The organism is Fictibacillus barbaricus (assembly GCF_031457135.1).
Lineage (GTDB): Bacteria > Bacillota > Bacilli > Bacillales > Fictibacillaceae > Fictibacillus > Fictibacillus barbaricus_A.
The window spans coordinates 759,853-780,737 of the sequence record NZ_JAVDWA010000001.1; the positions used below are offsets into that span (position 1 = coordinate 759,853).

22 protein-coding genes are annotated in these 20,885 nt (G+C 39.0%); 12 read left to right on the forward strand and 10 right to left on the reverse strand.

The features are described from left to right. Nucleotides 1-19 precede the first annotated feature (19 nt). A complete protein-coding gene (locus tag J2X07_RS04135) occupies nucleotides 20-1,075 on the forward strand; it encodes an EAL domain-containing protein (protein ID WP_310256772.1) in 1,056 nt (351 codons plus the stop codon). Nucleotides 1,076-1,219: 144 nt separating this feature from the next. After that, a complete protein-coding gene (locus J2X07_RS04140; protein WP_310256774.1) occupies nucleotides 1,220-3,316 on the forward strand; it encodes a peptidoglycan D,D-transpeptidase FtsI family protein in 2,097 nt (698 codons plus the stop codon). Nucleotides 3,317-3,546: 230 nt separating this feature from the next. Here J2X07_RS04140 and J2X07_RS04145 read toward each other — a convergent pair whose 3' ends face one another. Then, nucleotides 3,547-3,636, reverse strand: coding sequence for a YjcZ family sporulation protein (locus tag J2X07_RS04145; RefSeq protein ID WP_310256776.1), 90 nt, complete (start codon nucleotides 3,634-3,636; stop codon nucleotides 3,547-3,549). A gap of 220 nt (nucleotides 3,637-3,856) precedes the next feature. Here J2X07_RS04145 and J2X07_RS04150 point away from each other — a divergent pair, with 220 nt between their 5' ends. From J2X07_RS04150 to J2X07_RS04160, 3 genes are all read left to right on the forward strand, one after another. Continuing rightward, nucleotides 3,857-4,393 carry a copper resistance CopC family protein gene (locus J2X07_RS04150; RefSeq protein ID WP_310256779.1) on the forward strand — a complete coding sequence of 179 codons (537 nt, stop codon included), beginning with the start codon at nucleotides 3,857-3,859 and terminating at the stop codon, nucleotides 4,391-4,393. Between the two features lie 397 nt (nucleotides 4,394-4,790). Further along, a complete protein-coding gene (locus tag J2X07_RS04155) occupies nucleotides 4,791-6,554 on the forward strand; it encodes an ABC transporter ATP-binding protein (RefSeq protein ID WP_310256782.1) in 1,764 nt (587 codons plus the stop codon). 3 nt (nucleotides 6,555-6,557) lie between these two features. Continuing rightward, a complete protein-coding gene (locus J2X07_RS04160; protein ID WP_310256785.1) occupies nucleotides 6,558-8,366 on the forward strand; it encodes an ABC transporter ATP-binding protein in 1,809 nt (602 codons plus the stop codon). A gap of 306 nt (nucleotides 8,367-8,672) precedes the next feature. On the opposite strand, the gene J2X07_RS04165 is transcribed toward J2X07_RS04160, so the two are convergent. Beyond that, nucleotides 8,673-9,593 (reverse strand): metal ABC transporter solute-binding protein, Zn/Mn family, encoded by a 921-nt coding sequence (locus tag J2X07_RS04165; protein WP_310256788.1) that lies wholly within the window; start codon nucleotides 9,591-9,593, stop codon nucleotides 8,673-8,675. A gap of 239 nt (nucleotides 9,594-9,832) precedes the next feature. Here J2X07_RS04165 and J2X07_RS04170 point away from each other — a divergent pair, with 239 nt between their 5' ends. The 3 genes from J2X07_RS04170 (at nucleotide 9,833) to J2X07_RS04180 (ending at nucleotide 11,486) form a co-directional block, all read left to right on the forward strand. Beyond that, nucleotides 9,833-10,255, forward strand: a complete 423-nt coding sequence (locus J2X07_RS04170; RefSeq protein WP_310256791.1) for a CBS domain-containing protein — start codon at nucleotides 9,833-9,835, stop codon at nucleotides 10,253-10,255. 140 nt (nucleotides 10,256-10,395) lie between these two features. After that, nucleotides 10,396-10,983, forward strand: a complete 588-nt coding sequence (locus J2X07_RS04175; RefSeq protein WP_310256793.1) for a DedA family protein — start codon at nucleotides 10,396-10,398, stop codon at nucleotides 10,981-10,983. Nucleotides 10,984-11,297: 314 nt separating this feature from the next. Beyond that, the gene (locus J2X07_RS04180) at nucleotides 11,298-11,486 is read left to right on the forward strand and encodes a hypothetical protein (protein ID WP_310256795.1); all 189 of its coding nucleotides are present in this window, start codon (nucleotides 11,298-11,300) and stop codon (nucleotides 11,484-11,486) included. Between the two features lie 512 nt (nucleotides 11,487-11,998). On the opposite strand, the gene J2X07_RS04185 is transcribed toward J2X07_RS04180, so the two are convergent. After that, the gene (locus J2X07_RS04185; RefSeq protein WP_310256798.1) at nucleotides 11,999-12,727 is read right to left on the reverse strand and encodes a thermonuclease family protein; all 729 of its coding nucleotides are present in this window, start codon (nucleotides 12,725-12,727) and stop codon (nucleotides 11,999-12,001) included. Between the two features lie 154 nt (nucleotides 12,728-12,881). Between J2X07_RS04185 and J2X07_RS04190 the strand changes: the two genes are divergently transcribed. Further along, nucleotides 12,882-13,244 (forward strand): cytochrome C oxidase subunit II, encoded by a 363-nt coding sequence (locus tag J2X07_RS04190; RefSeq protein WP_310256800.1) that lies wholly within the window; start codon nucleotides 12,882-12,884, stop codon nucleotides 13,242-13,244. 48 nt (nucleotides 13,245-13,292) lie between these two features. On the opposite strand, the gene J2X07_RS04195 is transcribed toward J2X07_RS04190, so the two are convergent. The 6 genes from J2X07_RS04195 to J2X07_RS04220 all read right to left on the reverse strand — a co-directional run bounded on the left by J2X07_RS04195 (nucleotide 13,293) and on the right by J2X07_RS04220 (nucleotide 18,027). Next, nucleotides 13,293-14,018, reverse strand: a complete 726-nt coding sequence (locus tag J2X07_RS04195) for a hypothetical protein (protein ID WP_310256802.1) — start codon at nucleotides 14,016-14,018, stop codon at nucleotides 13,293-13,295. Nucleotides 14,019-14,034: 16 nt separating this feature from the next. Continuing rightward, on the reverse strand, nucleotides 14,035-14,316 hold the full coding sequence (locus tag J2X07_RS04200) for a hypothetical protein (RefSeq protein ID WP_310256804.1): 282 nt from the start codon (nucleotides 14,314-14,316) through the stop codon (nucleotides 14,035-14,037). Between the two features lie 92 nt (nucleotides 14,317-14,408). Further along, nucleotides 14,409-15,167: an IucA/IucC family C-terminal-domain containing protein gene (locus J2X07_RS04205; RefSeq protein ID WP_310256806.1), complete on the reverse strand. Its 759-nt coding sequence runs from the start codon at nucleotides 15,165-15,167 to the stop codon at nucleotides 14,409-14,411. Continuing rightward, nucleotides 15,142-15,960 (reverse strand): ABC transporter ATP-binding protein, encoded by an 819-nt coding sequence (locus J2X07_RS04210; RefSeq protein WP_310256808.1) that lies wholly within the window; start codon nucleotides 15,958-15,960, stop codon nucleotides 15,142-15,144. Before J2X07_RS04210 ends, J2X07_RS04205 begins: the two co-directional genes overlap by 26 nt. A gap of 16 nt (nucleotides 15,961-15,976) precedes the next feature. Next, nucleotides 15,977-17,020: a FecCD family ABC transporter permease gene (locus tag J2X07_RS04215; protein WP_310256811.1), complete on the reverse strand. Its 1,044-nt coding sequence runs from the start codon at nucleotides 17,018-17,020 to the stop codon at nucleotides 15,977-15,979. Further along, nucleotides 17,017-18,027 (reverse strand): FecCD family ABC transporter permease, encoded by a 1,011-nt coding sequence (locus J2X07_RS04220; RefSeq protein WP_310256815.1) that lies wholly within the window; start codon nucleotides 18,025-18,027, stop codon nucleotides 17,017-17,019. The genes J2X07_RS04215 and J2X07_RS04220 overlap by 4 nt, the downstream gene beginning before the upstream one ends. A gap of 187 nt (nucleotides 18,028-18,214) precedes the next feature. On the opposite strand from J2X07_RS04220, the gene J2X07_RS04225 reads away from it, so the two are divergent. The 3 genes from J2X07_RS04225 (at nucleotide 18,215) to J2X07_RS04235 (ending at nucleotide 20,546) form a co-directional block, all read left to right on the forward strand. Beyond that, nucleotides 18,215-19,174, forward strand: a complete 960-nt coding sequence (locus J2X07_RS04225; protein ID WP_310256817.1) for an ABC transporter substrate-binding protein — start codon at nucleotides 18,215-18,217, stop codon at nucleotides 19,172-19,174. 563 nt (nucleotides 19,175-19,737) lie between these two features. Then, nucleotides 19,738-20,160 carry a DUF1992 domain-containing protein gene (locus J2X07_RS04230; RefSeq protein WP_310256818.1) on the forward strand — a complete coding sequence of 141 codons (423 nt, stop codon included), beginning with the start codon at nucleotides 19,738-19,740 and terminating at the stop codon, nucleotides 20,158-20,160. Between the two features lie 11 nt (nucleotides 20,161-20,171). Continuing rightward, a complete protein-coding gene (locus J2X07_RS04235) occupies nucleotides 20,172-20,546 on the forward strand; it encodes a cupin domain-containing protein (protein WP_310256821.1) in 375 nt (124 codons plus the stop codon). 66 nt (nucleotides 20,547-20,612) lie between these two features. Here the strand turns inward: J2X07_RS04235 and J2X07_RS04240 are convergent, their stop codons facing one another. Beyond that, nucleotides 20,613-20,792: a small acid-soluble spore protein H gene (locus J2X07_RS04240; RefSeq protein ID WP_310256824.1), complete on the reverse strand. Its 180-nt coding sequence runs from the start codon at nucleotides 20,790-20,792 to the stop codon at nucleotides 20,613-20,615. Between the last annotated feature and the right edge of the window lie 93 nt (nucleotides 20,793-20,885).

Consider the following 20,885-nt stretch of genomic DNA (forward strand, 5'->3'; position numbering starts at 1 on the left):
TTCTAATGGAGGTTTTTTAATGTCGTGCTCTCAATGTCGTCCTTCAAGTTCTTTCTCAAATGAAGGCAACTTTCATATTCGTACGGATCATCCTGTTCTTCTGCAAAGTTTAGAGCAATATTTTGTTACAAACCGAATCGAAGTTACGTTTCGCCAAGAGGTTTTGACGATAAGCTTTACGAGTTTATCTCTCTTGCAATCCATTTGTGAAGACATGTCCGAAAAGTTTAACAGCTCAGCCAAAGGTTCATTTTATTGTGCCATATCCGAGGATTCCGTTGAAAATAAGCCGTACCTTTCTTGGATTTCATTTCCACACTTTTTGAAAAGAATTCAACATGAAGACCTCCTTGAAGTCATTCAGCATCAGCTGTTTACAACCTATTCACAACCGATAATGAATTTAAGAACAAATGAAATCTATGGGTATGAATTTTTGCTGCGGCCAATAAAAAACGGCCCTTCCTTTAATCCGTTTGAGCTATTTCAGATGGCACAAAGGTCTGGTCTGCAAGCTTTGCTTGATGGAAAGGCACGGATCGCCTCTATTAAGAGTAGTGCACTCGCAGTTCCTAAAGGAATGAAACGGTTCATTAACTTTCTCCCTTCATCCATCTATGATCCGAAGCATTGTTTAGCTACAACGTTTAAAGCGGCAGCTGAAGCCGGTGTTGATCCCGAGGATTTAGTGTTTGAAGTAGTGGAAACAGAAGAAATCGCGGATATCGATCATTTAAAAAGTATATTGACTGCCTACCAGGAACAAGGCATGAAAGTGGCACTGGACGATCTTGGTGCAGGTCATTCGACTCTATCTGTATTAAGAGAGCTGCGGCCAGACTATGTGAAAATTGACCGCAAAATAATATCGTTTTGTGATGAAAACACAGCACAGCAAGAAATGATCCTCCAGATCGTACAAACAGCGAAAGAAATAGGTTCTATCGTGTTAGCAGAAGGAATTGAAAGAAAAGAAGAAGCTGAGTTTGTGTTCCGCTGCGGCGTTCAGCTCGCACAAGGGTATTATTTTGGCAAACCAGTTCCCACCGAAAATGTAATACTTACAGCCAAATAAGCGATTAAACGAAACCTTATCAGAAAAAAGATAAGGTTTTTTTAATGAATATGTTGGAATTTAGCCCAACATCTAGTAATCTAGTAATAGATGTTTTTGTAATATAATTGTAAAATTAACGGGAAAATTTCCAAAAGGGGCGAAATGATGGTAACGAAAGCGGATCCAGAGATAAAGAAGAAAAAAGCACAAGTACCCTTTCGTTTAAATGTATTATTTTTATTTGTCTTTCTATTATTTTCTATTCTTGTCTTACGATTGGGTGTCCTGCAAATTGTAAATGGAGAAGAAAAACGTCTCGAGTCTGAAGCGGTAGAGGAAGTTATTGCTAAAAAGGAAGCGCCGCGCGGCAAACTGCTCGATAGTAATTATCGTGAAGTGGTTGGCAATAAACCATTCTTTTCTTTAACGTATACGAAAACAGTCGATACGAAAACAGCAGACACGATGCGAATCGCTAAATGGCTAGCAGATACTTTAGGAGTTTCAGAGGACCAGGAGGACAAAATTACAGAGCGGGATAAAAAAGATTATTTTATCGCAAAGCACGACCTCAATAAATTACTGAAAGAACGATTGAGTAAACAAGAAAAAAAACTGACTGATAAATTGCAGTATAAAGCACTCGTTAATAAGATTACTGAGGATGAAATAAAAAACCTGTCAGAAAAGGATATCAAAATTCTAGCCTATAAACGGGCGATGGAGACTGGTTATGCTTATGCAGCTCAGCGGGTTAAGACCAATCTAACGGATAGGGAAATATCCATTATATCTGAGAACTTGGCTAACCTTCCTGGTATCGATATTATGGCAGATTCAGAACGCATTTATCCATATGGAGATTCAGCGATATTTGGATCAGTTAAACAAATACCAAAAGACAAAATGGACTATTTTGTGAGCCGACAATATGACAGAAGTGACTTAGTCGGAGTAAGTGGATTAGAAGAACAATATCAAGAAGTATTGCGAGGTACAAAAGAAAAAGCGGTTTACTTAACAAACCCGAAAAGCGGAAAAACGATCGGAGAACCAAAAACCATTCCTGGCCAACGCGGGAAAGATATTGTACTTACTCTGGACATGGAGCTTCAATTCCGACTAGAGCGTATTTTAGAGGAAGAATTATTAAAAGCGAAACCATTGCCAGGAAACGACTTACTATCATCTGCCTATATCGTGATGATGAATCCGAAGACGGGTGAAGTAAAAGGAATCGCAGGGAAAAAATATAAAAACGGCAAGTTTGTTAATGATGAGTATGGTGCGTTGTATAATTCCTATGAAATTGGCTCTACAATTAAAGGTGCAACTGTGTTATCCGGTTTACAAAAGGGTCTTATTTATCCAGGGCAAGTTTTTGTAGACAAACCTTTCCCGATTGCAGGAGGTTCACCAAAATCGTCATGGAAAAACATGGGTCCTATAAATGACTTAGATGCTTTACGAATGTCCTCTAACGTTTATATGTTCAACATCATGGACCGCATGATCGGCCCTGAACACTGGACAGAAACGTATGATGAAGCTCGTTATATGTACAATCAGTTCGGTCTTGGTGTAAAAACGGGAATCGACTTTCCTAACGAAGCTACAGGCTATCAAGGGACTCCAATAGCAGGGCAAAGCGGTACATTGTACGATATGGGAATCGGGCAGTTTGATACGTACACAACCATGCAGATGGTCCAGTATGTATCAACAATCGCGAATGGCGGTTACCGTATAAAACCGCATTTAGTAAAAGAAATCCGCGAACCAAGTTCGAGCAACGAACATGAGGGCAAACTTTTAACACGAATTGAACCTGAAATTTTGAATAAAATTGAAGTTGAAGATAAGTATATCGATCGAGTGAAAAAGGGTTTCTGGCAAGTGATGCACGCAACAGGCGGAACGGCAAAAGGTTATTTTGATGGTGATGAAAAGTATCATAATCCATCGGGTAAAACAGGAACCGCTCAAAGGATTATTAAAAATCCTAGAACAGGTCTTTTGGTTGAAAAGCATAATTTAACATTAGTGGGTTATGCACCATCAGATGAACCGGAAATTGCATTCGCTGTTGTCGTTCCTGAGGGAACTCCAATCGGTGCCTACCAAAAGGTCAATAAATATATCGGCCAGCGTGCACTAGCAGCTTATTGGGAGCTGAGAGAGAAGTATGGTGCAAGTGCTCAAACGATCGTAGAAGACAATGACAAATCAAAAGAAGATACAGAAAACTCAGCACATTGATGCTGAGTTTTTCTTATATATGGGTGAGATGCTCGAGAAATGGATATGAAAGAATGATATTTGTGAATTTCCAGGCTGTAAATCCCCTTAATTGATTTTAAGACACTTCGATTTTGAGCAAAATGAAAAAAGCTGGCATAAGCCAGCTTTTTTATAAGGATTGGAGTGTTTCTTTCATCAATCATGGTTGATGATGAGCTGCATCTTTTACATGCATACCCATTACTTCATTAGCAGCAAACGAAAGCTGCCCCCACAATAATTAAAAGAATAAACAACACGACAATTAATGCAAAAGCATTACCATGACTTGAACCCATTGTTTTTCCTCCTTTAAACCTGCATTTGTTAGTACAATGTATTGTATGCCTGTTTTCATTTTCGAAGTAGGCAGGTGCCCAGTTAAAAGGAAAATAGGCTCAAATGTATGTTTGAATTTAGAATTGTCAACGATTTGTAAAGAGTGTACACTTTGAAAAGTGTCTTTAATTTGTTTTAATAAAATAAGAAAGAAAATTTTGCTAATAGGGAGTAAGATGAATGATTAAAAAGGTATTATCCTTTATTTTATTATTTGTACTTGCATTACAGATGCCGCTATCTGTTTTCGCTCATTCAGAATTAGAGTCCGCACAGCCATCTGAAGGTGAAAAGGTAACAACAGATCTGGAAGTTGTTAATTTAACGTTTTCTACAAAAATTGAAGATTTGAGCACGATGAAACTTAAGAATGGCAGTAAAGAAATTCCGCTTCAGATCAGTATTGAAGATAATCAGATGACCGGAAAGATGGAAAAGCCGCTTGAAAATGGTTCTTACACGGTAGAATACCGCATCATAGGTGCAGACAGTCACGTGATAGAAGGAAATTACACATTTTCTCTAGAACGTCCGAAACAAAATGAAACCCAGCATAAACCTGCTGAAAAAGCTGGTAAGCAAGAAACCAAAAAAGAAAAAACGGAACATCATCATGAAAATAAAACGAATAATCCGAGTTATTTTGCACCGTTAACGATTTTATTAGTACTATTAATTGCGGTTGGTTCATTTTTTGCATTTAGAAAAAGAAGCTGATGATATAGGAAAGAGGAGTGTGTATGTAATGACACCACCTCTTTTTTATTTAAAATGGAAGTTGTTTTCGGAAACTCTGCTGCTCTTGTATATGGTTGATTTCCGTTCCGGGTTGCTCGCTTTCCTGAGAGGTGGCCGGTGATTTTTGCAAAGTAAATATTTTTATTTCACTTGAAAAGAGCCTTGTTTAAAAAAGCAAGTATAGAATGAGTTACAGTTGCATAAAATCTTTGTTCATTGTTCTTTTTCATTTATTTGCTCAAAGCAGCAAAAATGCTTAATAAAGTAAATTTTTCAATTACTTTAAAAAAAAACGAGCAAATATATAGTTTTTTCTAACTATTCTGTTATATGATGTATATTGTCTTTAAATTTCTATAGGGGGAAGGTGCTGTGCTTGGATACATTTAGGAGATTAAAAGACTTTTATTGGCCGTACCGAAAATATTTTTACTGGTCGATTCTTACGTTGCTCTTTGTATCATGTATTACGGTTGTTTATCCAATGGTTCTGCAGTTTACCATTGACGAAATTATTCTTAAAGGAGAATACAATTATGTTCCATATGTAGCCATCGGATTTATCGTAATCATGGCTTTAAAAGGAGCCGCTACATATTGTACTCAATATTACGGAGATTTGTTTGGAATTAGCTCTGTTTTCCAGCTCCGTGAATCTCTATATGAAAAATTGCAATTTATGCCGTTCAATTACTACGATAATGCCAAAACTGGTGATTTAATGTCACGGCTTACAGCGGATGTTGAAGGTTTCCGTTTCTTTCTTTCCTTTGGGTTTTCACAACTCATCAACTTTGCACTCATCATCGCATTAAGCTTATCCGTTATGTTCTACTATTCTATTCCATTAGCGATCGTTACGCTTTGTATGCTCCCCTTTCTAACAATCGCCGTTTATAAGTTTGATAAAGAGGTACATCCTGCCTTCCGTGGTATTCGAAAATCCATGGCCAACCTAAACACGAAAGTTCAAGAAAACATCAGCGGGATCAATACAGTCAAATCACTATCAAGAGAAGATTTTGAGATTGGTAAATTCAATCATTCGAATGAGGACTATAAATCGCAATTTTTACAAACCTCTCATATTTGGGCGAAATACTTTCCTGTCATGGAGCTTATCGGCAATTTATCTGTCGTTTTCCTATTAGCATACGGTGGGTACTTGGTGATACAAGGAGATCTTACGGCTGGGGAACTGGTAGCCTTTTTCAGTCTTGTCTGGTATATCATGGGACCAATCATGAACTTAGGGTTTGTGATGAATACGTTTTCTCAATCGAAAGCTTCTGGTGAACGATTGCTAGAGATCTTAGAAGAGCCTCTGGAAATGAATGACGAAGAGCGAGTGATCAACAATGTTCGTCTAAATGGAGATGTGGTTTTTGAAAACGTTACCCATCAATATAAAAACGAGACAAAGACGGCTTTAAAAGATGTATCTTTCTCTGCGGAACAAGGTCAGACGATAGGACTGATCGGTGCAACAGGAGCTGGGAAGACATCGATCACGCAGCTTATCTCAAGATTTTATCAGCCACAATCTGGAACCATTTTAATAGATGGAAAACCGATTGAAGAATATGCTTTGCGTTCATTGAGAAAAAATATTGGAACTGTTCTGCAGGAGTCTTTTTTATTTTCATCTACCATCAAAGATAATATTTCTTACGGTAATCCGCATGCGGAGATGGAGGAAATTATTGATGCTGCAAAACGCGCCCAGGCGCATAATTTTATTATGGAATTGCCAGATGGGTATGAGACAGTGCTGGGGGAAAGAGGGCTTGGGCTTTCTGGAGGTCAGAAGCAGCGTATCTCAATTGCGCGTGCTATTCTCATTGATCCGAGTATCCTGATACTAGATGATGCAACAAGTGCTGTTGACATGGAAACAGAATTTAAAATTCAAAAAGCATTCAGAGAAGTCATGAAAGGCAGAACAACATTCATTATTGCCCACCGCATTTCTTCTGTAAAACATGCTGATGAAATTTTAGTCTTGGAAGAGGGTTCAATTGTTGAGAGAGGGACGCATGAGGAGCTCATCGAAACGGAAAACGGCCATTATAGACGAATCTACGATATTCAATATCAGGACAAAGATAAAGTTTTTCAAAAGAACGGTCAGGAGGTGTAATCGATGAAAGAAGCTAAAAAATCAACAAGGTTTCGTTATTCCTCTGAACAAGTGATCGAAAAGCCTTTTAATTGGGGGCAGGTTATCCGATTGTTCGGCTATATGAAGCCATACGGAAAAAACTTGCTGCCTAAAGCGTTCGTCGCCATGCTCGTCTCAACTGCCGTAAGACTTGCTGTTCCTGTGTTCATAGGGGTATTAACGTTTGATCATGCGATTAAAAATAAAGACACTTCACTGTTAATCAAGCTCATCATTGCCATATTTGGTCTTTATCTTATTTCGTGGGGGGCCAATACTCTGAGGATTCGCTGGATGAATTATCTTGGCCAATATGTGATCTATGATATACGCCAGCATCTTTTCCGGCATATTCAGCGTCTGTCACATCGTTTTTTTGATCAGCGATCTGCAGGTTCAATACTCGTTCGGATTATTAACGACGTAAATTCACTCCAGGATTTGTTTACGAATGGAGTCATTAATGTTCTGATGGACGTGATCATGCTTTTTGGTATTATCGTCATCATGTTTGTTTATAGTCCGGAACTCACATTAGCGATTATGGTAATTTTGCCTTTAATGTTCTTCATCTCAACCAGCTTAAGAAGAAAAATCAGACGTTCTTGGCAGGTCGTTCGAATCAGGCAGTCTAAGCTGAACTCGCACTTAAATGAAAGCATACAGGGCATTCGAGTGACAAAATCATACACACAAGAAAAAGAGAACATGAGCTTTTTTAACAGCATCAACCATGAGAATTTTGAAAGCTGGAGAGACGCAACCCGGCAAAACGCCATGTTCCGGCCGTTTGTGGAAATGTCAAATGCAATCGGTACTGCGATTCTATTATGGTTTGGCTCTTATTTGATTCAAGGCGGCTCATTAGATATAGGGGTTTTCGTTACATTTGCCTTTTATTTAGGGATGTTCTGGGAGCCAATATCCAGACTTGGCCAGGTTTATAATCAATTGCTGGTTGGAATGGCTTCTTCTGAAAGAATCTTTGAGTTTTTAGATGAAAAGCCAAATGTAGCAGAAAAAGAAGGAGCACATAAATTTGACCGAATTAAGGGAGATATTGAGTTTAAAAACGTTGAATTTTCCTATGATGATAAGCGAAAAGCTTTAAAAGGGATCGACTTAAAAATGTTTGCGGGCCAGACGGTCGCGTTAGTCGGTCATACCGGTTCAGGAAAGACGACTATCGCTAACTTAGTCAGCCGTTTTTATGATCCAACGAAGGGGCAAGTCGAGATTGACGGTGTAAACTTAAAGGATGTCAGCTTGGGCAGCCTTCGTGAAAAAGTAAGTGTCGTCCTTCAAGATACGTTCATTTTTTCGGGTACGATTCAGGATAATATCCGTTTTGGGAGACCTGACGCGACAAATGAAGAGGTGCAAGAAGCAGCTAAGGCAGTTGGTGCACATGCGTTTATTGAAAAGCTTTCAAATGGATATGAAACAGAAGTCGAAGAACGAGGAAACGTTTTATCTGTAGGCGAAAGACAGCTTCTCTCATTTGCGAGGGCTCTTTTGGCAGATCCAGACATTCTGATTTTGGATGAAGCCACAGCGAGTATCGATACAGAATCTGAGCTAAAAATCCAAAAAGCATTGAAGACGCTCCTGAAGGGAAGGACGGCCATTATCATTGCTCACCGTCTCTCCACTATTCGGGAAGCAGACAATATTGTTGTTCTAGATCATGGTGAGATTATTGAGCAAGGGAATCATGCGGAACTGATGAACAAAGAAGGTATATATTATCATCTGGTTGTATCCCAATTCAAAATGCTGGATGCAATATAAAGCAGAAAGGAAAAAACACCTGGGAAATGAATCCCAGGCGTTTTTTGTTTGGTTTTTTTTGAAAGGTTTTTTTCTAAACGCTCTTTTCTAAAAGATTGTTGCTATATGCTGTTTTTGAAAAATTCTTCATTGATAAGTTAATTGGAGCGGAAGGGCGAGACTCCTGCAGGATGAGTGGGACAGGTGAGACCATTCAATGTCGCAAGGCGACGAAAGGGTTCACCGCACACCCTGCGGAAAGCGAGCCACTGCAGCGGAAATTACCATCATTCAAAAGCAACATCATTTGCAAAAACAGCCTTTTGTTTATTGAAGTGCTTTTGTGAGTGTATCGATATTATCATTCATAATGGATAGATAATCGCGTTTATTCTTTATGTCTTTTTTTGTTAAAGTTTCAAGGTTTTGAAGGGTCAGGCTTTTTGTTCCTGTTTCTTTTTTAATGGTATCAGCTACTTTATTGTTTACATTGGCTTCAAATAAGATATAATTTATTTTTTCCTTATTTGTATATTCAATAATGTTCTGGATTTGATGCTGTGTTGGTTCGTGAGCAGGGGAAAGTCCGCTGATTGCAATCTGCTTTAAACCGTATCTTTCAGCCCAATAGCCATATGCAGCATGTGAGACGATGAATGTTTTTTTAGGTGATTTTTCAATTTTTTCTTTAAATTTTCCATCTAAAGCCTGCAAATCCTTTATTAATTGGTCATGATTTTTTTTGAAATCTTTTTTTGCATCTGGTTTTAAGTGTACGAGCTGTTTATAAATATTGTCTGCCATTTGCTGTGCGAGTACAGGATCAAGCCAAATGTGCGGGTCATATGCACCATGATCATCTTTCTTTTCACTTTCTTCATGCTCTTTCATATGGGCTAAGGAAATCCCTTTGGCTGCATCGATTACAGGTACTTTTTCTTCTTTAAGAGTATCAGCTACTGAAGATGAGAATTCATCTGATTTAGATTGGTTGTAAATAAACGCATCACCATCAGACATTTTTACCATATCTTTTGTGGAAGGTTCAAATGTATGTGCATCCGCTCCTGGTGGTATAATGGCTGATACATCTGCATGTTTTCCGGCTATTCTCTCAGTAAAGTATTGAAGAGGATAGATCGTTGTATATATATTCAGAGTTCCTTCATGTTTAGTTGATGTGTTGTTACTGCATGCTGTGAGTAAAGCTGCAAGTAATGCGACACTTATTAATCCTAGTTTTCGCATTTTAATTCTCCTTTCGCGCAATCCTTATCTATTATAAACGTAATGATTACGATTTGTAAAATATTATTCTGTTTTTATGAAACTTATCACATAAAGGTGCACAAAAGGCTGCTAGGCATATATTATAGATGTATAGATTAATAAGCAGATTAATCAGGTTTTTGATATAATGGAATAGGTGTTAATCGAAGCGTTTAAATAAGCGGGAACTATGCTTACAAAGGAGAGCGCGTACTAACATGAATATTGCTTTTTATTTGTTGCCGAAAGACGAAGTGAAATTCTTAAATCCCGAAGCAACGGTGAGGCAGGCATTAGAGAAGTTATCCTATCACAAATATACTTCTGTGCCGCTCGTATCAGAGGAAGGCCATTATATCGGAACGTTAACAGAAGGCGATTTGCTCTGGAAACTAAGAGAAGCACTTGAAACAAGTTATGATGAAGTGATAAAGACGAAGCTAAAAAATGTCCCTCAGCGAGTGAATAACATTTCGGTGTCGATCAACTCCAACATGGAGGACCTTATTACTTTGTCAACGGATCAGAACTTTATTCCAGTGACCGATGATAACGGTTATTTTATCGGGATTATTAGAAGAAGAGACATCATTAAGTATTGTGCCAATTTAATTTGGAACAAAGAAGTAGCAAAAGATTAAGGCTCTTTGTCTTAGTCTTTTTGTTCATACGAAGTCATTTTTGCATCATTCTTATCATACATATGAGATGAATACTGTATGGACAAGTTATGTAAAAAGTTGTGAAAACGAAAATATTAAATCATTTTTAAGGAGATACAATGAAAGAATTAGTTATTTCATTATTAGAATGGATTATGAGTTTAGGTCATCTTGGTATTGCCCTGGGGCTAATGATTGAAGTGATTCCAAGTGAGCTTGTCCTTTCTTACGGCGGGTACATGGTTGCTAAAGGGCATTTGAATTTTGCTGGAGCAGTCATCGCAGGTACAATAGGAGGAACAATCGCACAGTTGTTTTTATACTGGATGGGTTATTACGGAGGACGTCCGTTCTTAGAAAAGTACGGAAAGTACATCTTGATTTCTAAAAAACAAATTGATCTTTCGGAAAAATGGTTTTTGAAGTATGGTGCTGGAGTTATCTTTTTTGCCAGGTTCATCCCGGTAGTGAGACATGCGATCAGTATTCCCGCTGGGATCGCTAAAATGTCATTCGCGAAGTTTACGTTCTATACAACGGTTGCGATCATCCCATGGTCAATTCTTTTTATTGAGCTAGGAAGCCGCTTGGGCAGTAATTGGGAAGATATTAAAACATATGCAGCACCTTATACAAGAGCTTTCATGATTGCAGCAGTCATTATCTTATTCGGATTGATTGTTTATAAAGTGAAAAAGAAGAAATGATTCTATAATTTCAAAGAAGCTGACGTAAAAGATGAAAACTTTTGTGTCAGCTTTTTGCTTTTTAAATAATCCTGAAAAAAGGAGCTTGCTAACAAATAAGGAAGGAGCGCAACCAAACAAAACAACCAAACAATACATAGTGCGTTCTAACAAAAATGGAACACAACCAAACAAAAGTAGATTGCAATTGAACAACTGTGGTTAAGTATGAAGTTGGCACGGTATCAATTTTAGTTGTAAGGGACAAATTCTAATGCAGATTGTCCGGCACATATATATCCCTACGATGTAAAAAATCATGAGGGGGTATGTGTATGGAGACATTCATAAAAAGTGAGCATGAATCGTATAATGCAGCAAAAGTAAATGAACTCCTGCAGCGGATCAAAGCTTATCATGATCATTCGAAGGTAGCTGGGAGAGTTTCTGAAGCTATGAAAATTTGCGGATATAATCAGAAAGAAATTGATCAAGTGCTAAAGCAAATGCGAGGGGCAGGCTAAAATAAGAAGGGGGGTCTGTCCCGGGACAGACCCCCTTCAAATACATATCTCTTAATTTGTTCATTTGAGACGGACAAGTAGCAAATTCCATGTATGGTGAAGGTAATAAGCATTCTTCGTTCAATATGGTATCCATCTAGGGTATACTACGTGTAACGAGGTGATGGTTATGGAAATTACATTGAGCGCTAAAAATTACATTCAAGAAGTGCTTGAGCTTAATGATGCAAATGGTATTCGAGTTTACTTCTCAGGTATGGGCTGAGGAGGTCCAAAGATAGGACTGGCTCTGGATGAGCCTGAAACGACTGATATTATTGAAGAAATTAACGGGATTCGCGTTGCGTTTGATCCAAGGATTAAGGAACAGACTTCTTCACTGAAGCTTGATTTTGAAGATTCAAGTACTGGAGCTGGCCTTATTATGCTTGGGCAAAACGACTGCTGTTAATCATCATCATAAAAAAACCGCTGTGACCAGGCATTAGTCTGAACAGCGGTTTTTTATATAGTTACTGCTGAGATTTTCTGAAACCGGCATCAACAGCCTCTTTTTCAGTACAGAACCATTTTTCTGGCTTTGTCATTTTGTAATACCTTCCGCTTTCCACATGATAAATTTTATCACCAGATGAATTAATATTTCCTTTAATCGTACATTTACCATTCGTAGCAGCTTCTGTATTTTTAGATGCAGGTAATTTGGACGATTCTTGAGAGGAATCAAAACCATCTTCTGAGGCGTAATTTTCTAAACTCCAAATACCAATCGCTTGTTTTTGTGCTTTGCTTTGAATCTCTCTATAGTCATCTATGTATTTCGTGTTGGGTTCAAATACATACGCGACTCGGGCAAGCCCTTTTTCTAATAAAGCTTCTTGAACGCTTTTTCCGTCAGCATAAACGTAAGCTAACAATCTTCCATACTTATCACGTTCACCGATTCCAAGTTCGAGTTCAACATCAGAACTTTTAGAAAGCAAGTCTTTCGTATAATGGCTTGCTTCTTTACTAAAAGGCTGCACTGGTTTATTTGGATGTACGCTTTCAGGGGTATCTACGAGAAGAAATCTTACCGTTTCTTCTTTCCCGTCAATTTCAACATGGATGGTATCGCCGTCCACAACTTCCAATACTTTTACGGGGATTCTGCCATTGTTTTCATCGGACTGGCTGCAGCCTGTTAAAACGAACATCAGGAAAGCAGTGAACATGATGCATAGCCCAAAATATTTTTTCATTTCTATCATCCTTCAATCAATAAATTCTTAATCAGAATACCATATTCAAATAAAAATAAAGGATTGAAAAGTGATTTCTGTCACAGATTCTCCACGTTAAACGGTTTAAAATAGGGGTATAATAGAATGAGAATTACATAAGGAGGCAGTTCATATGCTAAAAAAATCATTATGGCTTGCAGTAATTGCGATTCTTTCTGTGGGGTTGTTAGCAGCTTGCGGCGGCGCAAAAGATAAAAAAGAAAGCGCAAAAAAGGCAGATGAAACCGTAACAATCGAAGCAAAAAATTTTGAATTTGATAAAAAAGAGTATAAGGTTCCAGCGAATAAAAACGTAGCTCTTAAACTTAAAAGTGTAGAAGGAAACCATGGATTGATGGTTGAAGGAAAAGATGTAAATATCTCTGGAAATGGTTCTGAGGTGGTTAACTTCAAACCAGGGGAATATACAATTCGTTGTTCCGTTCCATGTGGGCAAGGACATGCTGAAATGGTATCTAAACTAGTTGCTGAATAAAAAATAAGAATATAAGTCTTCCAGCTCATGCGCTGGAAGACTTTTTCTTTAGAACAACGGCTGGATTTGAATCAATCTTTCATTGTAGCCATAACTCTTAGAAGTTGAGGCCCATAAGTTTCCGAGCAGTCTCGGCATCATCTGATAGGACGGAATCTCACCTTCGTTATGAATAAAATGAGTATAGTACAGCAAATACAGCCAAGAGGAAACAGGCAATAAAATGTTGTCACAGAATGATTCACTCTCTGTAATAGTTGCAAAAGAATGAGATTCCCAGCCGGAAATGAATCTCGAACGCTTTCCATCTAGTACTGATTCTATATAATGAAGAGAATGAGCAACCTGTGGATCATCATCACCATCTGCATGTGCTAATCGTGACTGCGTATATAGAGAAACGTCGTTAATTGAATCCACTTCAAGAACGGTATGGCAAATGGCCTTATCGTATTGAGAATCGGAAGGTGTCCACCCATTACTTTCAAGCATGGTTATGAAAGACAACTCATCATCACTTATTTCTTTGTAAGGGGGACGGAAGGTTTGTCTGCCATACTTTAACCCATGCAAAGTATTTTTTATAAAATGCCCAGCGGCGTACCATTGGTTATTCTCACTGAGAAATAAGTATTCGCCAGTAGGTGTAGAGTAAGCTGTAAACAAGTCCTTTTTATTTAATTCATATAATGGCAAAGATTCTTTTTTTAGCTGACGGATATCTGAATCTTTTGGAGCATCAATCCCTGCCATAGCAAACAAATGAATGTTCAAATACGTTCACTTTCCTCTAGTTTTTTATTTTTTGAAGGGTATCTTTCCATCCTGCAAAAGCTTCTTTAACTGCTGTAAAACTATTTTTCTTCTGGTAAAGGTCATAACGCAAATAGTCTTTCTTTTCTTGAAGAAGCTGCTGCTGCATTTTAATATCATTCATTTTTGCCGTCATGCTGTCACCGGTACTTTTCATCTTTTGAACTGTTGTCATTGATTCTTTTATCGCTTTAACTCCAGGGACTAAAAAGGAAACCGCCACACATGCGCATGCAGCTAAAAATATCCATAACCACATTCAAATCGCCTCCAATCTTCTTATCTCATTTAAAATACCCGTAAACAAGAAAGAAAAAACAAAAAAACGTCGCGGTAAATTTCACGACGATTTTAACGCTTTGGACAAGTTTTGCAGCACGTCCCGTTTTCAGTTTTATAATACAAACAGCAGGTTTTTCTTACTTTTGTTTCATTACAGCCTGTCGGAGGTGCAAAACGCTGAAAAGGATTCTTGGACAACCCAAAATGGAAAGCGGGGGCATTCATAAAAAATGCAAAATCACTTTGAATCCGTTGTTTAACATCTGCTGGATGCTCTTCTCCAAGCCAAGTTTCATAAACCCAGCGTATGTAAATCCATGCATTCTCCCATAAAGTTGCTTTTGAAATACGGGCATATTGAGCCACATGATTTAGCATAACTGAAATATTTTCTTTAAAAAGAGTTTCTAATACATTTGACCGCCACTCATCACGATTACCCGTACAAATATGAGCCGACGCATCTTTTAATGTAAAGGAAGGGAGCCACATCCCTTCAGAAGCATGATCAATCAAATACACATTTTCGATATTCATATCAAACGATTTATTTAGTATGGACATTCCATACAGACTTGAAGTTAAACTGCAGAACGCATAACGCTTGAAAAAAAGTGAAGCAGTAACTGGGCGCTGTTTTGAACCGATACGCGGTCCTGTTTGATCCAAGTAGTTCAGCAATGTTTCTTCTTCAAGCAGCTGAGAGGCAGAAACCACTTCTTCGCTTTGAAAAGAGGCTTGAAATGAAAATCGGTAATTGCTGCTGATATGTTCTTTTTCGTCTTTCGTCCAGCCGAACGATTTAGGCGTACTGAGGAGTATTGACATTTCGAACAACACGACCCTTTCCAAATGGGATACACATTGGTGTGCCAAATACAGGATCAGGAATCACTGAACACGGCATCTGAAATACATCTTCTACTAGCTTTTCTGTCAAAATTTCTTCTGGAGCACCTTGTGCATAGACCGATTTATCTTGAATGGCTACAATATGATGGGCATATCGGCAAGCTAGGTTTAAATCATGCAGAACCATAACTATTGTGCGCTTTTCCCGTTCATTTAACTCAAACAATAGATCAAGAATTTCAATTTGGTGTGTCATATCTAAATAAGTAGTAGGCTCGTCAAGCAAGATCGTTTCTGTCCCTTGAGCAAGTGTCATGGCAATCCATGCTCGTTGCCTTTGACCTCCAGACAAAGAATCTACAGGCTTTTCCATAAACGGAATCAGGTTTGTCGCCATAAGGGCACCCATGACCGCCTTCTCATCTTCTGTTGACCATTGGTGCAGCCATGACTGATATGGAAACCGTCCTTGTTTAACAAGCTGGAGCACTGTTAATCCTTCAGGTGCAACAGGACCTTGAGGAAGTATAGCGAGTTCTTTCGCAACTTGCTTAGTTGAGCGTTTCGCAATATTTTTTCCGTTTAATAGAACATTGCCTGATTTAGGGCTTAAGAGACGGGCCATTGAGCGTAACAGGGTAGATTTGCCGCATCCGTTGCTTCCAATAAAGACCGTTATTTTCCCTTTTGGTATTTGTAAATTCAACTCGTCGATGATCGGTTCTTTTCCATAAGCTAACGTCAGATTTGAAGTTTGTAATACGGTCATCTGTCATCCACTCCTGTTATTGATTTCTAAATAATAGATAAATAAAGTATGGTGCGCCAATTGCTGCTGTAAATACGCCAGCAGGGACTTCTAATGGTGAAAAAAGAGTTCTTCCGGCCAAGTCTGCCAATACCACCATTATTCCGCCAATAAGAGCCGAAGCGGGGAAGAGGCCACCAAATGATGAACCTGTTATTCTTCTGGCAATATGAGGTCCAATCAGTCCAACAAATCCGATAGCGCCGGCAAAAGCAACGGCAGATCCGGCTAAAGCTGTGCAAACCATGAGCAGAAGAAACCGTTCACGGTGAACTTTTATGCCTGCACCCATCGTAAGGTCATCGCCAAAACCTTGAATGTTCAGCCGGCGAACGAGCAGTACAAGTATTGGCAGCATGGCGATAAACCAAGGGAGAATCGCTTTTACTTCTTTCCATGAAGTCCCATAGACCGTACCAGTCAGCCAGATCGTTGCTTGACTTGCTCTATAAATAGGTCCCATTAACATCATTAACGTTGTAAGTGCTTGAAAGAGTGCCATAACCCCGATGCCGATTAAAATGAGACGAATGGGAGTCACGCCATTTTTCCAAGCGAGTCCATATATTAAAAATGCGACGATTGTTGCGCCGGCGAATGCGAACACTGGTAGATAATTAATACTAATTAATAAGTTATTGCTCTCATCACTGAACATCGTTAAAAACGTTACAGCAGCGAAACCAGCTCCACCCGTGATTCCGATCATATCCGGGGATGCAAGCGGGTTCCGGATTACACCTTGCAAAATCGCACCAGACAGAGCGAGAGATGCACCAGCAAGAAATGCAACGATTACTCTCGGCAGCCGGAATTGTGTAATAATCAGCTGGTTCATATCCAATCCGTATCCGAAAAGTGCCGTGAAAACGTCCCATGGTGCGATATATAATTCTCCGATTCCGATACTGACTAGCATTGATACGAATGCGATCAGTGCCAATACGAAAATGGCTATCAAGGTTTTTTTATCGATTAAGTATGAAAACGAATTCCGTTGAATGACCCAATACTTTCTCATTTTTGAAAAATTCCTTTGCGAACAATGTAGATGAAAAATGGCGTGCCAATCAGAGCAGTTACAACTCCGACGGGAGCTTCTTCCGGCATAATGATGTATCTCGCTCCGATGTCAGCAGCTACTAGCATGATCCCGCCAACGATAGCAGAGAATGGAACGATCCATCTATGGTCGCTGCCAACTAAATATCTCGCAAAATGGGGTACGACGATCCCTATGAAACTGATAGGCCCTGCAATGGCAACTGATCCGCCAGCAAGCAATATGACCATGAGTGCTGCAATAAACTTAAAGACTACTGTTTTTTGTCCTAAGCTGACTGCAACATCTTCTCCTAATGCAAAGGCATTTAACTGGCGCGAGAGCAGAACGGACACGATCCAAGCGATAAAAAGCGCAGGCAAAACGGCAGTAAGCATCGAAAGTTTCCGGCCTTCAACAGATCCCGCAAGCCAAAACAAAACTTCATCCAATGCCTTCTCATTTGTTACGAGCATTCCTTGTGTCAATGAAGCGAATAGGGCAGCTATAACAGCTCCTGCAAGCGTTAATTTAACAGGTGTTAAACCGCCTTTTCCAGCAGATCCAAGAATATATGCCATTCCAGAAGCAACAGCAGCACCTAAAAATCCAATCCACATGAACTCTTGAATAGAAGAGATTCCTAGAAAGGTCACTCCAAATACAATAAAGAATCCTGCGCCTGCATTTACCCCGAAAATATCGGGGGAAGCAATTGGATTTCGAGTCAAAGCCTGCATTAGTACACCTGCAATACCTAAACTGATTCCGACTGCCATTCCGACGAGTGCGCGGGGAACACGTGAAATTTTAATAATTAACTGTTCATTAGAACCGTTAAAAGCTGTATAAGCATCAATAGCTGTTGATAAGGAAGTGTTTGTGTAGCCCATAATGACACTTAGTACCAGGATGATAAAAGCAAAAACGATACCAATGATCAATCCTGCAGTTTTTAATTTGTTTCCATGTAATATACCGTTCATTGCAGCCTCTTTTAATAATGAAAGTTATTCTCAATTACAGTTTAAGAGTTTCTATAGTATCTGTCAATGACTTTGAAAATCATTATCAATTAATCGTTGACAGCGGATACAACCCCGTATTATGATACGTATTGTAATTGATTCTCATTATCATTTGTGTATATGAAAAAAGGGGAGAGAAAGAAAAATGAAAAAGATTACATACAAGTTACTTGCGTTTGCGGCAGTACTATCGCTTATGCTTGCTCTAGCGGCATGCGGAGGCAAGGATGATAAACAAAAAGGTAAAGAATCATCTGGAACTGATTCTTCTTATAAGGTAAAGCACGCAATGGGAACGACTGAAGTGAAAAGCAACAAACGTGTCGTTGTTTTAACAAACGAGGGAACAGAAGCTGTACTAGCTTTAGGGGTAAAACCAGTCGGTGCAGTTAAATCTTGGCTAGGTGATCCTTGGTATGATCATATCAAGAGCGACATGAAGGGTGTAGAAGTGGTTGGAGATGAGAGTGCCGTTAACGTTGAGAAGATTGCTTCGTTAAAACCGGATTTGATCATCGGTAACAAGATGCGCCAAGAAAAGCAATACGATGAACTGAACAAAATCGCACCAACTGTTTTTGCGGAAGATCTTCGCGGTGACTGGAAAGTGAACTTTGAACTTTACGCAAAAGCATTGAACAAAGAAGAAAAAGGTAAGGAAGTACTGGCTGCGTTTGACAAGCGTATCGAAGACTTCAAAAAAGAAGCAGGTGACAAGCTTAACCAAAAAGTATCCATGGTTCGTTTTATGCCTGGTAAAACAAGAATCTATCACCAGGATTCATTCTCTGGTGTTATCTTAAAACAAATCGGATTTGCACGGCCTGCTGACCAAAACAAACCCGACTTCGCTGAAGAAGTAACACAAGAACGTATTCCTGATATGAATGGGGATGTATTGTTCTACTTCACATATGAAGCAGGAGATGGGAAAGCGACTGACACTGAAAAAGAATGGACGAACAATCCGCTTTGGAAGAACTTAGAAGTTGTAAAATCCAATAATGCACACAAAGTAGATGATGCGATTTGGAATACAGCTGGCGGTGTAAAAGCAGCTAACTTAATGCTTGATGATTTAGAAAAGTTCTTTTTAAATAAATAAATGAGTGCAGGAGGGAGCGATTATCGTTTCCTCTTTTTTTATCTTCATTGGTAATTTGATTGAAGTTTAATGTGCGAGACTCCTGGGGGATTAGTGGGACAAACGAAAAGCGGAAACGGTTTGTACAGACCCGACAAGCAAAAGGTGGATGCGCTAGGAAGGTGCTTTTTACCTTTAAGACCATTTAACTTTTGACCTCGAGGGGCTAACCGTTGTAGCTAGACAGACCGAAAAGCGGAAACGGTTTGTACAGCCCCGACAAGCAAAAGGTGGATGGGCTAGGAAGGTACTTTTTACCTTCAAGACCATTTAACTTTTGACCTCGAGGGGCTAACCGTTGTAGCTAGACAGGTGAGACTCCTGAAAGTGCGAAGCACTTAGGAGGCTCACCGCACACCCCCCGGAAAGCTAGCAACCTGGACCGGAAATCAACCACGTTCAAGAAGTACAAAATTTAACTTTTCGCATTTCTGTTATAAATTTGCCATATTTAACACGAGGAAAAAAGGCTGTCATACATAAATTATAAGTAAGAAGTAAATATATTCCTGGAGGTTTTTGATATGAGCAAAAAACCATCAATTGATAAAGAAATACAAAAACGGGAAATTTTAATGAAGGACGAGCAGACGACCGGTTTTTTCTACGAAGATCATATAACTGCTATTGTGAATCGCGCTCGGAAAGAAGGGGCTTTTGACGACTTAGAAGGGATGGGCAAACCGCTCAATATTGATATGGATCTTCAATACAATCCTGAGAAAAGACTTCAAAAAGTCATGAAAGACAATAACATTTTACCAAATTGGGTGAAACTCGGTAAAGAGATAGACGTATTGAAAGAAGAATTAAAATCATACACAGTTGAATACAACATTAAAAAGACCGTAGAAGTGATTAATCAAAAAGTATTTCAGCACAACTTGTCATGCCCGCCTACAGCACAGCGTATGAAAGTGAAACTGGAAGACGTTTTGAACAAATAAATGGAGGACCTATGTCAAAGATTAGCGCTGAGAATGCTGAACATTATCAATGGGGAGATGCTTGCGATGGATGGTTTCTTCTCAAGCGGGATGACTTAAGTATCATTCATGAAAAAATGCCGCCACAAACATCTGAAGTCAGGCACTATCATGTTTTTTCCAAGCAATTTTTCTTCATTTTAAAAGGAGAAGCCGTGATGGAACGTGAAGGAGAAGAATACATCTTAAAAGCTAACGAAGGAATCGAAATCCCCCCCGGTATACCTCATCAAATTAGAAACGAAAGTCAGCATGCTGTTGAATTTCTTGTGACTTCAACACCCCCCGCACATGGAGACAGGGTTGTAATAAAAAAAGTAAAAACGATTAGTTATGTGACCCTTTAATCCATTGGATACTAAAGGGTCATTTTTTCCGTAAATAGGCACTGTACCTTCTGCAGTAGCATTTCTTTATTGTTCGTTTAAGCTCGAAACGTCAACACTTTGCTTTTGATTCGGGTTATTAAGTGAATGAATTGTAGCTTTACCTGTTTCTTGATCGACATGCTCGATGTAGATTTGTTCCCCGTGGCAAGTGACGTTTGCCATTTCGGTTGATGAACATATCTCTTGTGCTCTTTGTGCATCCATTTTTTTCACCTCCTGAAATAATTGCAGCAAATTTAATATTTGTTCAAATAGATGCCGATATTCTCACATGATCTATTTTCATTGCAGCTGTTA